Source organism: Sphingopyxis fribergensis, from assembly GCF_000803645.1.
GTDB classification, from domain to species: domain Bacteria; phylum Pseudomonadota; class Alphaproteobacteria; order Sphingomonadales; family Sphingomonadaceae; genus Sphingopyxis; species Sphingopyxis fribergensis.
This window is the reverse complement of sequence record NZ_CP009122.1, coordinates 431,338-444,749: the sequence shown is the minus strand read 5'-3', so window position 1 is coordinate 444,749 and position 13,412 is coordinate 431,338. Positions and strand designations below refer to the sequence as shown.

At 64.1% G+C, this 13,412-nt stretch carries 10 protein-coding genes; 5 read left to right on the top strand and 5 right to left on the bottom strand.

From position 1 onward, the window contains the following. Nucleotides 1–10: 10 nt before the first annotated feature. Nucleotides 11–2,014, bottom strand: a complete 2,004-nt coding sequence (locus tag SKP52_RS01960) for a glycoside hydrolase family 2 protein (protein WP_228383794.1) — start codon at nt 2,012–2,014, stop codon at nt 11–13. Nucleotides 2,015–2,045: 31 nt separating this feature from the next. Then, nucleotides 2,046–3,350 carry an MFS transporter gene (locus SKP52_RS01955; RefSeq protein WP_081997169.1) on the bottom strand — a complete coding sequence of 435 codons (1,305 nt, stop codon included), beginning with the start codon at nt 3,348–3,350 and terminating at the stop codon, nt 2,046–2,048. 149 nt (nt 3,351–3,499) lie between these two features. Here SKP52_RS01955 and SKP52_RS01950 point away from each other — a divergent pair, with 149 nt between their 5' ends. Together SKP52_RS01950 and SKP52_RS01945 are read left to right on the top strand one after the other, a co-directional pair. Next, nucleotides 3,500–4,654, top strand: a complete 1,155-nt coding sequence (locus SKP52_RS01950) for a cellulase family glycosylhydrolase (RefSeq protein ID WP_039571068.1) — start codon at nt 3,500–3,502, stop codon at nt 4,652–4,654. After that, nucleotides 4,651–5,589 carry a family 43 glycosylhydrolase gene (locus SKP52_RS01945; RefSeq protein WP_039571065.1) on the top strand — a complete coding sequence of 313 codons (939 nt, stop codon included), beginning with the start codon at nt 4,651–4,653 and terminating at the stop codon, nt 5,587–5,589. Before SKP52_RS01950 ends, SKP52_RS01945 begins: the two co-directional genes overlap by 4 nt. Here the strand turns inward: SKP52_RS01945 and SKP52_RS01940 are convergent. Next, a complete protein-coding gene (locus SKP52_RS01940; RefSeq protein WP_228383793.1) occupies nt 5,586–6,314 on the bottom strand; it encodes a FadR/GntR family transcriptional regulator in 729 nt (242 codons plus the stop codon). The genes SKP52_RS01945 and SKP52_RS01940 overlap by 4 nt on opposite strands. A 146-nt stretch (nt 6,315–6,460) precedes the next feature. On the opposite strand from SKP52_RS01940, the gene SKP52_RS01935 reads away from it, so the two are divergent. From SKP52_RS01935 to SKP52_RS01925, 3 genes are all read left to right on the top strand, one after another. Next, on the top strand, nt 6,461–7,957 hold the full coding sequence (locus SKP52_RS01935; RefSeq protein WP_039571062.1) for a sulfatase-like hydrolase/transferase: 1,497 nt from the start codon (nt 6,461–6,463) through the stop codon (nt 7,955–7,957). Nucleotides 7,958–8,050: 93 nt separating this feature from the next. Next, on the top strand, nt 8,051–8,971 hold the full coding sequence (locus SKP52_RS01930) for a formylglycine-generating enzyme family protein (protein WP_039571058.1): 921 nt from the start codon (nt 8,051–8,053) through the stop codon (nt 8,969–8,971). A gap of 1 nt (nt 8,972) precedes the next feature. Beyond that, nucleotides 8,973–10,541, top strand: a complete 1,569-nt coding sequence (locus SKP52_RS01925; RefSeq protein ID WP_039571055.1) for a sulfatase — start codon at nt 8,973–8,975, stop codon at nt 10,539–10,541. Nucleotides 10,542–10,615: 74 nt separating this feature from the next. Here SKP52_RS01925 and SKP52_RS01920 read toward each other — a convergent pair whose 3' ends face one another. Next, nucleotides 10,616–11,671 carry a glycoside hydrolase family 43 protein gene (locus SKP52_RS01920; RefSeq protein ID WP_039571052.1) on the bottom strand — a complete coding sequence of 352 codons (1,056 nt, stop codon included), beginning with the start codon at nt 11,669–11,671 and terminating at the stop codon, nt 10,616–10,618. Between the two features lie 23 nt (nt 11,672–11,694). Next, nucleotides 11,695–13,410 carry an arylsulfatase gene (locus SKP52_RS01915; protein ID WP_160292348.1) on the bottom strand — a complete coding sequence of 572 codons (1,716 nt, stop codon included), beginning with the start codon at nt 13,408–13,410 and terminating at the stop codon, nt 11,695–11,697. Nucleotides 13,411–13,412 lie beyond the last annotated feature (2 nt).

The window sequence follows — 13,412 nt, the reverse complement described above, 5'->3', positions numbered from 1 at the left end:
TCCCTTTCCGCTATTTATCTTCGAACAAAGGCTTGGCGATCTTGGCGAAATCTTCGACCGGCAGCTTCGACGCCGCGCGATCATAGGTGAGCAGGCCGTTGAGTTCGCCCTCGACGTCGCTGGTTTCGGTATAGACTGACGCCGCGAGTCCGATTTCCTTTGCCTGGCGGATGATCTCGTCGAACTTGATCTTGTAGCGCCGGCGATAATCTTCCTTGTCGGTCGCAAACTGATAGATGCGCGCGTCGCGGTCGGTGAACCACCGATGCCCAGGGATCGGCAGGCCGACGCCGCCGAATTCGCCGGTCACGATCGGGCGATCGGCCTGCGGTGCGGGCGCGACGGGCACTTCGTCGTAGGTGTGGATGTCATAGACGTCCGACCCGCTTCCGGGCACGTCGAACCAGCCGCTGGCGTTATTGACGAGCCGGCTGGGGTCCATATTCTTGGCGATGCTGCCAACGGTCTTGACGTCATATTGGCCCCAGCCCTCGTTGTTCGTCACCCACATCACGATCGACGGAAAAGCGCGCAGCGCGCCGATCATGCGCGACAATTCACTTTGATATTGCGCCATGCCCGCCGACGAGAAGGTCGCCTCGCGGTCGCTCTGCCGCCGCACCGCCTGATCGCCGAACGCGCCCGAGGGCATGTCCTGCCAGATCAGGATGCCGAGCCGGTCGGCGTCGTGATAATATTGCGCGGGCTCGACCTTGATATGCTTGCGCAGCATGTTGAAGCCGGCCTTTTTCAGGAACACGATATCGCTGCGCGCGGCTTCCTCCGACGGCGGGGTAAGCAGGCTTTCGGGCCACCAGCCCTGATCGAGCGTGCCGTTGTGAAAGAGCGGCTTGTTGTTGAGCAGCAACGCGAGCTTGCCGGTCTTCGGATCGGTGCCGGTTGAGATCTTGCGCATCCCGAAATAGCTTTTGACGCTGTCGACGGGGCTGCCGACAACCGTCGCGGCGGCATAGGCCTGAACCTCGCGATCGGTCATCGGCGGTAGCCCCGTCCGGTCGTTGCCGGCGCCCTGCGGCGGGGTCACCTTCACCAGTTCGGCGGTCAGGTCATAGAGATAGGGGTCGTCGGGTGACCACAGCCGCGCTTTCGGGATCTTGAGCACGCCCTGCCGGTTGCCGCGTATGATCGTGCTCGCGATCAGCTTGCCCTTGTCGCGCGCGGTGATGCGCACCGCATCGGCGGGGGTCGCGGTGTTGCTGAGCGCGACATCGACCGTCAGTTCGCCCTTGTCGATGTCGGGCACCGCGCGAACGTCGGCGATATGAAGATCGGACACCGGCTCGAGCCATACCGTCTGCCAGATACCACTGACCGCCGTGTACCAGATGCCGCGCGGTTCGAGCGTCTGCTTGCCGCGCGGCTGGTCGCCGGTCGAGGTCGGGTCGGTCACCTGCACGACGAGTTCGTTCGCGCCGGGTCGCAGATAGGCGGTGACGTCGAAGCTGAACGGGTCCGAACCGCCCTTATGGCTTCCAACGACCGCGCCGTTGACCAATATGGTCGATTCATAATCGACCGCGCCGAAATGCAGCAACGTGCGCTGGCCCGGCCATTTCGCGGGCAGCGTGAAGCTGCGCTTATACCAGAGCCGGTCGTCGGGCATCAGCTTGCGCGCGACCCCCGACAGTTTCGATTCGACCGCGAAGGGGACGAGGATCTTGCCGTCCATCGCCGTGGGCTGCGCTTCGTTTGCGGGGCGGATCGCATAATCCCAATGCCCGTTGAGGTTCATCCAGGTGTCGCGTTCCATCTGCGGGCGCGGATAGCTGCGCCACGCATTCTCGGGGGTCACCCTGCGGCCCCATTCGCTCATGATCGGGCCGACATAGGCGGGCCCGCCCTCGGTGGTGCCGGGCGCAGTGTAGCCTGCTGTGTTAGCAGTTGAATTGGCGGGTTTCTTTGGCGGCGGCGCAGCGGTCTGCGCATAGGCGGCGACGCTGGCGCTGCTTGCCAAAAGCGCGGCGCCGACCAGCAGCTTCGAAATATGATTCATCTGACCCTCCCATTTATATGATCAATGTGTTTTATAAAGAGTCGGCGGCCGTGGCAACCGGAAATCGGTCGGCGTCGCCCCGCGGAATCCTTCGTTCGATCAGGAAAATCGCGGCCGCCGAGAGAGCGAGCATCGCGGCGAGGAAGAGCATCGGCGCAAGGTCGCTGCCCGTCGCGTCGTGGATTTTCGGGACTACCGCCTGCGCGACGAAGCCGCCGAGATTGCCGACCGAGTTGATCGCCGCAAAACCCGCCGCCGCCGCCGCGCCGGTAAGGAACCGGCCGGGCAACACCCAGAAGAAGGGCTGGCCGGCAAAGATGGCGGCGGCGGCGATGCACAGCGCTGCGAATTGAAGCGGCGGCGACGGCAGCATGGTCGCAAGCACCAGACAGGTGGCGCCAACAAAAGCCGGGCCGACGATGAAGCGGCGCACCCCGGCGCGGCCCGCCGCCCATCGCGGAAGCCACCACAAGGCGGCCGCGACGGCGAGCCATGGAATGATGTTGAGCAGACCGTTGGCGGCGTCACCCACGCCGAAGCCGCGCACGATCGTCGGCAGCCAATAGCTCAGCCCATAGGCCGAAAGCGGGAAGCCGAGGAAAGCGATGCAGAGCAGGATCACGCGCCGGTCGCCAAGCGCACGCAAGGGATTCGCATGTTCCCTTGCGCCGCCTTCTTCGGCGAGCGTCGCCGCGAGCCAAGCCTTTTGTTCGGCGGTCAGCCACCGCGCCTCCGCAGGGCCACGCGGCAGGCGCGCGAGAACGACCGGGACCAGCAGCAAGGCTGGAATCGCAGTTGCGATGAAAACCCACTGCCATCCGCGCAGCCCGGCCACCCCGTCGAGTTCGAGCAGCAGGCCGCCAATCGCTGCGCCGACGGCATTGGCGAACGCGCTCGCGATCAGGAACAGCCCGATTGCTCGCGCGCGCTCTGTCTGCGGAAACCACAGGGTAAGCAGATAGAGTACGCCCGGAAAAAAGCCGGCCTCGGCGACACCGAGCAGGAAGCGAAGGATATAGAAGCTCGTCGGAGTCCAGGCGAAGCCAAGCGCCAGCGTGACAAGACCCCACGCCCCAATGATCCGCGCGAACCACAACCGCGGTCCGACGCGTTCGAGGATCAGGTTGCTCGGAATCTCGAAGATGCAATAGCCGAGGAAGAATAACGCCGACCCCAGCCCATAGGCGGCTTCGCTGAGCCCGAGGTCGCCGACCATCTGAAGTTTGGCGAAAGCGACATTCTGCCGGTCGATATAGGCGACGAGATACAGCAGGCAAAGCAGCGGCATGAGCCGCCATGTGACGCGCCGGATCGTGGCCTTGCCGATGCCGTCCATATTCTCTTCCCCATTATTATATGATATATATGCTTCCTATCGGCAAAAATGGATTCTATCAACGTATCATCGGTTGCCGGAAAAGGAGGCAATCGCGGGGATTGGATGCGGAAATCTCCGCGCCAAAGAAAAGTTGAGGGAGAAGATAGATGATTCGACGGAGCTTCCTGCTTGCCGCCACCGCGGCGCTGACCATCGCCGCCACCGCAGCCCAGCCGGCCATGGCGCGCGAGCAATGGACCAAGGAACAGGCCAATAAATGGTATGGCAAACAGCCCTGGCTGGTTGGCGCCAACTATAACCCCGGCTCTGCCGTGAACGAGCTGGAAATGTGGCACGAGCCGACTTTCGATCCCGCGACGATCGACAAGGAACTCGGCTGGGCGTCGAGCATCGGGATGAATACGATGCGCGTGTTCCTGCACAACCTGCTGTGGGAAAATGATCCGGAAGGCACGAAAAAGCGGATGAACGAGTTCCTCGCCATCGCCGACAAGCACAAGATCAAGATCATGTTCGTGTTGTTCGACAGCGTGTGGGATCCGAACCCCGTCTATGGCCTGCAAAGCCCGCCGATCCCCGGGGTCCATAACTCGCGCTGGGTCCAGGCGCCGGGCGAAGCCCGGCTGAAGGACGCAAGCCAGTATGGCAAGCTGGAAGGCTATGTGAAGGACATCGTCGGCACCTTTGCCAATGATCCGCGTATCGTCGCATGGGACGTGTGGAATGAGCCGAACAACAAGGGCGGCGGCAATTACGAGCATATTCCTGACAAGAACAAATATGTCGCCCTTCTACTGCCGCAGGTCTTCGAATGGGCGCGCAGCGCGAACCCGACCCAGCCGCTGACCTCGGGCGTATGGATCGGCGACAATTGGGACAAGCTGGACAAGGTCGATGCGGTCGAGCGCACCCAGCTGACCCAGTCGGACATCAACAGTTTCCACGATTACAGCTGGCCCGAAACCTTCGAGAAACGCGCCAAGCAGATGCTGAGCTATGGCCGCCCGGTGCTGTGCACCGAATATATGGCGCGCGGTAACGGTTCGACCTTCGACGGCTCGCTGCCGCTGGGCAAGAAATATAATATCGGCATGTATAATTGGGGCTTCGCCGACGGAAAGACGCAGACGCGCCTGCCATGGGACAGCTGGAAAAAGCCCTATACCTATGACGAACCGACGATCTGGTTCCACGAGGTTTTCCGCGCCGACGGCAAACCCTATCGTCAGGCCGAAGTCGACCTGATCAAGCGCCTCGCCGCCGCGCCCAAGGGCGTCGTCCCGATGGCGAACGCGAAATGACCCGGGTGCCGGCGATTCGTGCGCTGTTCGCCGCGCTGCTGATCAGCTCGACGGCGGTCGCAGCGGATGCGCCGGCGCCCCTTTCGTTCGACGGCGCCGACCCCGATATCGAGGCCGCCGGCGGGCGCTATTATATCTATCCGACCAATTCGGGCGGGACATCGAGCCTGCACGTCTGGACCTCGGCCGACCGGGACCATTGGCAGAAGGGCGCCGAACTGATCCGGCTCGACCAGATCGGCTGGATCGGCGACGACGGCGCCCCGCGCCATGCGTTGTGGGCGCCCGACATGGTCGTCGCGAACGGCCGCCACTATCTCTATTTCTCGGTCGGGCCGCAGAATCCGACGCCGAGCCGGATCGGCGTCGCGAGCTGCGCCGGCTTCGAAGGCCCCTGCACCGACAGCGGCAAGCCGCTCGTCACCGGGGGCAATGGCTTCGAGGCGATCGATCCCGCAGTCTTCGTCGATCCCGCCAGCAAGACGCCCTATCTATACGCCGGCGGCAGCGCGGGCGCGAAATTGCGGGTCTGGATATTGAAACCCGACATGGTGACGATCGACCGGGAAGTTCCCGTCGAAACTCCGCCGCACTTCACCGAAGGCGCGTTCATGCACGAACGCGGCGGCACCTATTATCTTTCCTATTCCTCGGGAAGTTACCGGCATGACAGCTATCAGGTCCATTATGCGACCGCGCCGTCGCCGACCGGCCCATGGGCCTATCGCGGCAAGATCGTCGAGAGCGACGCGCGCTTCAAGGGGCCGGGGCATCACGCCTTCCTGCACGATACGGCCGACGGCCGCTGGTATATCGCCTATCACCGCTGGGAGGGGCAGACGGGCCCAGGCCCCTACAAGGGCAGCCGCAGCGTCGCGGTTCAGCCGATCGAGTATCGCGCCGATGGCACGATTATCCCGATCGGAATGCGCTAGGTCTTTTCGGCGTCGTCGATCAGCGTCAGCACATCGCCGATGATGTGGCGCATCGCGGTGCGCGCCGCATCGGGATTGCGGGCATCGATCGCATCGCGGACCGCGGCATGATCGGCGACGCTTGCGGTGCGGCCTTTGATGCGGTTGGTGAAGCGGATCGAGGTACGCAGCGCGGTGCCAACGACATCGCGGAACTGCGCGTAAAAGGGATTGTTCGACGCGCGCAGCACCGCGACATGAAAGGCGATGTCGGCCTCCAGCGTGTCGTCCTCGCCGCGCTCGGCCGCTGCCATGCGGTCGAGCCCCTCGCCGATTCGTTTCAGCTCGTCGGGCGTCGCGAACTGGGCGGCCAGCGCCGCCGCTTCGGGCTCGATGGCGACGCGCAGCTGGTTGAACTGCTTGAGCAGGTCGACCGAGAATTGCCGTTCGAGCAGCCAGCGCAGCACGTCGGTATCGAACAGGTTCCACGACGAGGTCGGCTGCACCACCGTGCCCTGCCGGGGCCGCGCGCTGAGCAAGCCCTTGGCGGTCAGCATCTTCACCGCTTCGCGCGTCACCGATCGGCTGACGCCGTGGCGCTTCGCAAGCTCGGCCTCGGTCGGAAAGGCTTCGCTGTCGAACTGCCCGGTGACGATCGCGCGCCCCAGATTGTCGAGAAGCCCATAAGTCAGGTTGCGACCGAGCGATGCAGGCGCCCCATCCTGCCCCAGATGCGGTTGTTCCAACGACACGGCAATCCTTTCTCTGCCCACGGCGGCCATAGGGCTACCCACCCGCATTGTTAATCTGAACAATCATCTAGACAAGACTAATTAATACGATAAATGAACATTCGTCACGCTGACTGGAATCGGCGGTCGGGAGAGATGACATGTCCATTTCGTCGCAAATCGCCCCGAAATTTCGAGCCGCCGCACATCTGACGGCGGCAGCGGCGATGACGCTCACGGCTATCGCGACGCTGCCGGTCCCGGCAGCGCTGGCGCACAGCGCGCAGGAAGCGCCCGCCCCCGCCCCCGCGCGGGAAGCCGAACGCCGGCCTAACATCCTGTTCGTGCTCGTCGACGACATGGGATTCGGCGACCTGTCGGTGATGGGCAACAAAAAGGTCCAGACCCCCAATCTCGACCGGCTGGCGCGCGAGGGGGTGCTGCTCACGAAATTCTATGACGCTGCTCCCATCTGCTCATCGTCGCGCGCGGGTTTCCTGACCGGACGCTTTCCGGCCGATGTCGGCTTCGTCGGCATCACGGCGGGCCGTGCGCGAAACGCGGAAATCGGCCAGGTCGACTGGCTCGACCCCAAGCTGCCGACGATCGCCCGGCTGCTTGACGACGCCGGCTATGCGACCGCGCATATCGGCAAATGGCACCTTGGCGGCGGGCGCGACATCGGCGATGCGCCGTGGCCGACCGCCTATGGATTCGACCGCAGCTTTACGACCTTCGAGGGGCTGGGCCCGCGTGTGCTTGTATCCGACGAGGAACGCTTCCTCGCCCAGCAATCGGACACGCTTGGCCAAGGGCCGCGCTTTTGGGAACTCAAAACCAATCTCACCGGCCTTTATGCGGACATGACGGTCGATTTTGTTGCGCAGCATTCGGACAAGCCCTGGTTCGTCAACCTGTGGCTCAACGACATTCACGATCCCTGGGCGCCCGACGACGAAACGCTCGCCGACGTGATGGGCAAAGGCACATCGTCCGACGACGACCGGATGCTCGCTTCGCTGGTCAAGATGGACAAGACCCTCGGCCGCCTGTTCGACCGGCTCGACCAGATGGGCGAGCTCGACAATACGCTGATCCTCGTCACGTCGGACAACGGCCCTTCGCCGCTCGCGCGCTATCACGAGCGCGGAGAGACCGCGCCGGGCAGCACCGAGGGCCTGCGCGGCCGCAAGTTCAGCCTCTACGAAGGCGGCATCCGCCAGCCTCTGATCATGCATTGGCGCGGCCATATGAAGGCGGGGACGCGCGACGAGCAGACCGTCGGCCAGGGCGTCGACCTGCTGCCGACTTTCGCCAGCATCATCGGCGCAAAGAAGCCCGCGGGCAGCGTAGGCATCGACCTGTCGCCCGCGCTGCAGGGCCAGCCGGTTACGCGGCGGCCCGACCTGTTCTGGGCCTATGGCAAGGAAGGCCGACCGATGCTGGGCAAACCCAGCCAGCCGATCGACGTCTCGCCGCGCTTCGCGGTCCGCGAAGGCGACTGGAAACTGCTCGCGAACGACGGCGGCGCGGACGTCGAACTCTATAATCTCGTGCGCGATCCCATGGAAAAACAGGATCTGGCGGCGAGCGAACCCGAGGTGCGCGGGCGCCTGCTCGCAAAGCTCAAAAAATGGCTCGCCCAGTTGCCGAAATGAGCGCGCAGCAAGCCCGGAATATGAAGTGAAACCCGCACCATGAAAGCTGCATCGCACCGCGGAGCCCCCGCCCCGACGCCATCGCTGGGCGGCATGCGGCATATCGAGGGCGGCGCCTTCGCCATGGGCTCGGATCGTTTCTATGCCGAGGAGCGGCCCGCGCGCCGCGTCAAGGTCGACAGCTTCTGGATCGACGAGACGCCGGTGACCAACGCCGCTTTCGCCGCGTTTGTCGCCGCGACCGGCTATCGCACCCTCGCCGAGCTGCCGCCCGACCCCAAGCTGTATCCCGGAGCGGATCTCGAAGGAATTCAGCCCGGATCGCTCGTGTTTCGAAAGGCAGCCGGGCTCGTCGATCTCGACGATCCATCGCAATGGTGGGCCTTTATCGAGGGCGCCGATTGGCGGCATCCGACCGGCCCCGGCAGCTCGATCGAGGGGCTCGAACAGCATCCGGTCGTCCACGTCGCGCATTGCGATGCCGAGGCCTATGCCAAATGGGCGGGCAAGTCGCTTCCGACCGAGGCCGAATGGGAATATGCGGCGCGCGGCGGCGCCGATGGGCAGGAATATGCCTGGGGCGACGAGCTTTCCCCCGATGGACAGATCCTCGCCAATTACTGGCTGGGCCTTTTTCCCGTTTCGACGATCAAGGCCGATGGAAACTACCGCACGACTCCGGTCGGCAGCTTCCCCGCGAATGGACACGGCCTTGTCGATATGATCGGCAATGTCTGGGAATGGACGCGCGACTGGTACGCCGCGGCGCAGGCTGCGAAGACCAGATCACCCTGCTGCGCCATCCCCAATCCACGCGGCGCGACGCTGGCGCAAAGCTATGAGAGCGGCGCACCCGGTTCGCGCATCGGCCGCAAAGTGCTGAAGGGTGGGTCGCATCTTTGCGCCGTCAATTATTGCCAGCGATACCGCCCGGCGGCACGGCATCCGCAACAGATCGACAGCGCGACAAGCCACATCGGCTTTCGCTGCGTCTCGCGAAAAAGGGGAGAATGACATGCGACGTACCGCCCACTGGACCCGCCGCGCGCTACTCAGCCTGCTGGTCGCTGCGACGTCGGCCTGCACCCAGACCCCGGCTCTGAAAACCGCATTGGCGCCGACCCCCGCACCCGTCGCGGCGAAGCGTCCCAACATCCTGCTGATCCTCGTCGACGATCTCAAGCCCGCGCTCGGTACCTATGGCGACCGCACCGCGATCACCCCGAATATGGACCGCCTTGCGCAGCGCGGCGTCCGCTTCGATCTCGCTTATGCCAATGAGGCGGTATGCGCGCCGAGCCGTATCAACCTGATGAGCGGCGCGCGCTCGACGAGCAGCGGCATCTATAATTTCGGGATGAACCTGCGCGACTATATGCCCGACGCGGTGACGCTGCCCGACTATTTCATGCGCGCGGGTTATCATACCGAGAGCATGGGCAAAGTCTATCATATAGGCCATGGCACCGTCGGCGACACCGCCGGCTGGTCGGTTCCGCATCACAAGGACAAGGTGGTCGAATATGTCGATCCCGCCAGCACCGGCGGGGTTCCGACGCAGGAAGAAGCGCTGTTCGAAGAAATCCCGCTGCCCGAGGGTGACCCGTTCGCCTTTGCCCGCACGCTCGCGCGCGGCGCGGCCTGGGAAATGCCCGATGTCGCCGACGAAGCCTATGCCGACGGTCGCACCGCAGCGCGCGCGACCGAAAGGCTGGCTGCGCTCAAGCAAGATAGGAAGCCCTTCTTCCTCGCCGTCGGTTTCGCGCGCCCCCACCTGCCTTTCTCAGTCCCCAAGCGTTATTGGGACATGTATGATCCGGCGCGACTGCCGATGCCGCAATTCGAACAATTGGCCGAGGGCGCGCCCGCCTATACCGACAAGCAGGGGGGCGAAATCAATGCCTATCGCGAACCACCCCAAGGCGTTCGCGGCGACAAATTTCCGCCCGAACTGAAGCGCCAGCTGATCCATGGCTATTATGCCGGGGTCAGCTATGTCGACGCGCAGATCGGCAAGGTACTCGACGCGCTTGAGCGCGATGGCCTCGCCGAAAACACGATCGTCATCCTGTGGGGCGATCATGGCTGGCATCTGGGCGACCATGGCATCTGGACCAAGCACACCAATATGGAGCAGGCGACGCGCATCCCGCTGATCTTCGCGGGGCCCGGCATCGTTCGCGGGCAAGGGACCGGCCAGCTTGCCGAGACCGTCGATATTTATCCGACTCTCGCCGCGCTCGCCGCGCTGCCGGCACCCACCGGCCCGCAGCCGATCGACGGCACCTCGCTGGCGCCGGTGCTGCGCGGCACCAGCGCGCGGGTGCGCGATTATGCCTATCACGCCTATCCGCGTCCGGGCCGGATCGGCCAGGCGATCCGCACGGACCGCTATCGCCTCGTTCGCTGGACGCAGGAAAAGACGGGCGCGCGCGATTATGAGCTCTACGACCTTGTCGGCGATCCCGAAGAGACGCGCAATCAGGCGGCGGCCCTGCCCGCAGTGCGCCAGCGGCTGGAAGCGATCCTCGACAGTCAGCCGGCGGCGCGTCCGATCGCCGGCCGGCCGCGCGCGGGAAAATAGGGACAAGCGCTTTCCCCCGGAAGCGAAAGGCCGCGGATTGCTCTGCGGCCTTTCTTTTTAGCCATGGCTGGTTGTTATCGCCCTTTTCCCGATGGCACGGGCAACGGCGTCCCCTCGGCGACCGGGTCGCCAAATTCGGGCCACCCCTCGGCGCTCCATCCGAAACGCTGCATATGCGGCGCGCGCTTGGGCGTGCACTTCATGTCGGGGCCGGGGTTGGCGTGATAGACGATCCAGTTTTCCTTGCCGTTGGGCGACATGAAAAAGCCGTTATGCCCCGTCGCATAGACCCCGTTGGCGCGCTTGAAGACGGGCTGCGCCGTCTTGACCCACGCCGCGGGATCGAGCGGATCGGAGCCGGCCGAGGCGCGCAGCAGTCCGAGCGCATAATCGTCGGACCAGCAGGCGCTCGCCGAATAGGTGAGGAACAGGTCGCCTTTCGGTCCGAGCAGGAATTCGGGACCTTCGAGGATCTGGCGCCCGCCCTGCTTTTCCCATGATCGGTCGGGACGCGCGATCACGCGTTCCTGCCCTGTCAGCGTCCAGGGGTTTTCCATCTCGGCGATCGCCAGCCCGCTGTCCGCGCCGAGATACGGCGAATAGACGAAATAGCGCTTGCCGCCGTGATCGAAGACGGTGCCGTCGATCCCGGCATGCTCGGTGTTCACGCGCCCGCGATCGACCCATTCGCCCTGCATCGGGTCGGAACCCGCATTCTCGAGCACGAAGACCGCACGATGCTTGTCATCCTTGAACCCGCTCGCGGTCGCCGAATAATAGAGATACCATTTCCCGTCGAGGCGGTGCAACTCGGGCGCCCATATGCTGTGCGCGTTGGGTCCGCTGGCGGGGGCTTTCCAGACCACGCGCTGCTCGGCATCGGCAAGGTCGGCGATATTCTCGGTACGCCACAGCGCGATCCGGTTGCCGAGCGTGTGCATGTAATAATAGACGCCCTCACGCTGGGTGATCCACGGGTCGGGACCCGAGCGCAGAAGCGGGTTGGTGAAGGTGGCACCGGCCGACGGCGCCTCGGCGACGGTCGCCTGAAGCGGAGGACCGGACAGCCCACCCAACAACAACAACACCGCGAGCAACTTTGCCGTTCCCTGCCTTTGCCCAACCGTCACGCGCTTCCCTCTCCTATCCGGCGTCACTTCTTCATCGCTTCGGGCCGCTCGGGCAATTCCGCGCCGCCCCAGATTTGGCGTGTGCGGCCCTTGAGATGCATGTCATAGCTTTCTCTCCACGCATCGACGTCGCTGCTCGCCGCCCACGCGTCCCATTGCCGTGCCATGGCGCGCACGCGCTCGGGCTGACGGGCGGCGAGATCGTGCATCTCGGTCCGGTCGGCCGCCATGTCGAAGAGCTGCCACGGCTGTTCGAACCGCGCCACGAGCTTCCATTTTCCGTCGCGAACGGCGCGATTGCCCTCATGTTCCCAGAAAATCGGCTTGTCGCGGGTCAGCGGCTGGCCATGGAACGCCGGTGCCATCGAGCGCCCTTGCATCGGGAGGATTTGGTGTCCGTTGAAGGTCTTTGGATAGGTTACGCCGCTGACCTCAACCAGCGTCGGCATGACGTCAATCAGATGCCCCGGCTCGCGCACCAATGTCCCGCGCAGCTTGGGGTCGATCCCGCGCGGCCAGTGGACGATCAGCGGCGTCGCGATCCCGCCCTCCTGCGTGTGGTGCTTGAAATATTGGAAGGGCGTGTTTTGCAGCATCGCCCAGTTCATTCCGGTCCACACGACCGACTGAGCACTGCCCGGCAGCCCCTCGCCTTTCAGCCGGCCATCGGGGCCGCTTTCGGCCGTCCCGCCATTATCGTTCATCAACAGGATGATCGTATTGTCGAGCTCGCCCGATTGCTTGAGCCGGTCGACCAGCGTGCCGATCGAACGGTCGACACGGCTGATCATCGCGGCATAGACCGCCATCAGCGTGTCGAACCGATCCTTGTCCGCGGCCGACAATTTGTCCCAGTCATAGCTGCCCGACAACGCCGCCGGCAGTTCGGCATCGGGCGCGATGATGCCGAGTTTCTTCTGTCGCTCGAACCGGTCGCGGCGGATCGCATCCCAGCCGCGCATATATTTGCCTTTGAACTTCGCCACATCTTCGGCAGGCGCCATCAGCGGGAAATGCGCGGCGGTGAACGGCATATAGAGGAAGAAAGGTTTGCGCTGCGCCTCCGCCTCGCGCACGAACTTGCTCTGCCAATCGACGAACATGTCGGACGAATACCAATAGCCTTCGCCGACGCGCGGCGAACTGGCGGGGAGTTTTTCGCCGTCGATATAGACGGTCTTCGCATTCGGCTGCGGCTGGTCGGGATAATAAAGCTCGCCGAACGGCGTGGTGAGAGAGCGGTCGAAACCGCGGTTCCACGGCCCGACGCCCCGCGAAATGCCCACGTGCCATTTGCCCGCCATCGCGGTGAAATAGCCGTCTGATTTCAATACCTCGGCCAAGGTGACGACGCGATCGGAAAGCTTGCTCAGAAAGCCTCGCGATCCCGGCACTTCGACGCCTTCCAGATGCCCAAGACCCGCCTGGTGCGGATAGGTGCCCGTGAGCAGCGCGGCGCGCGACGGACTACAGCGCGCGTTATTGTAGAATTGCGTGAAGGCGAGGCCGTCCTTCGCAAGCGCATCGATATTGGGCGTGGGAATTTCGCTGCCAAAACTGCCGATGTCCGAAAATCCGACGTCGTCGAGCAGGATCACGACGATGTTCGGGCGAACCGGCTGGGGCTTGGCAGACGCAGATTCGGCGCCTTGGGCGCCAAGCGGCAGTAGGGCCGCCGAAAAGGCGGCCACCGCCCAGGTCACGCGATTCAAAAACCCGGCGACGCGCTTCTTCCTCACCA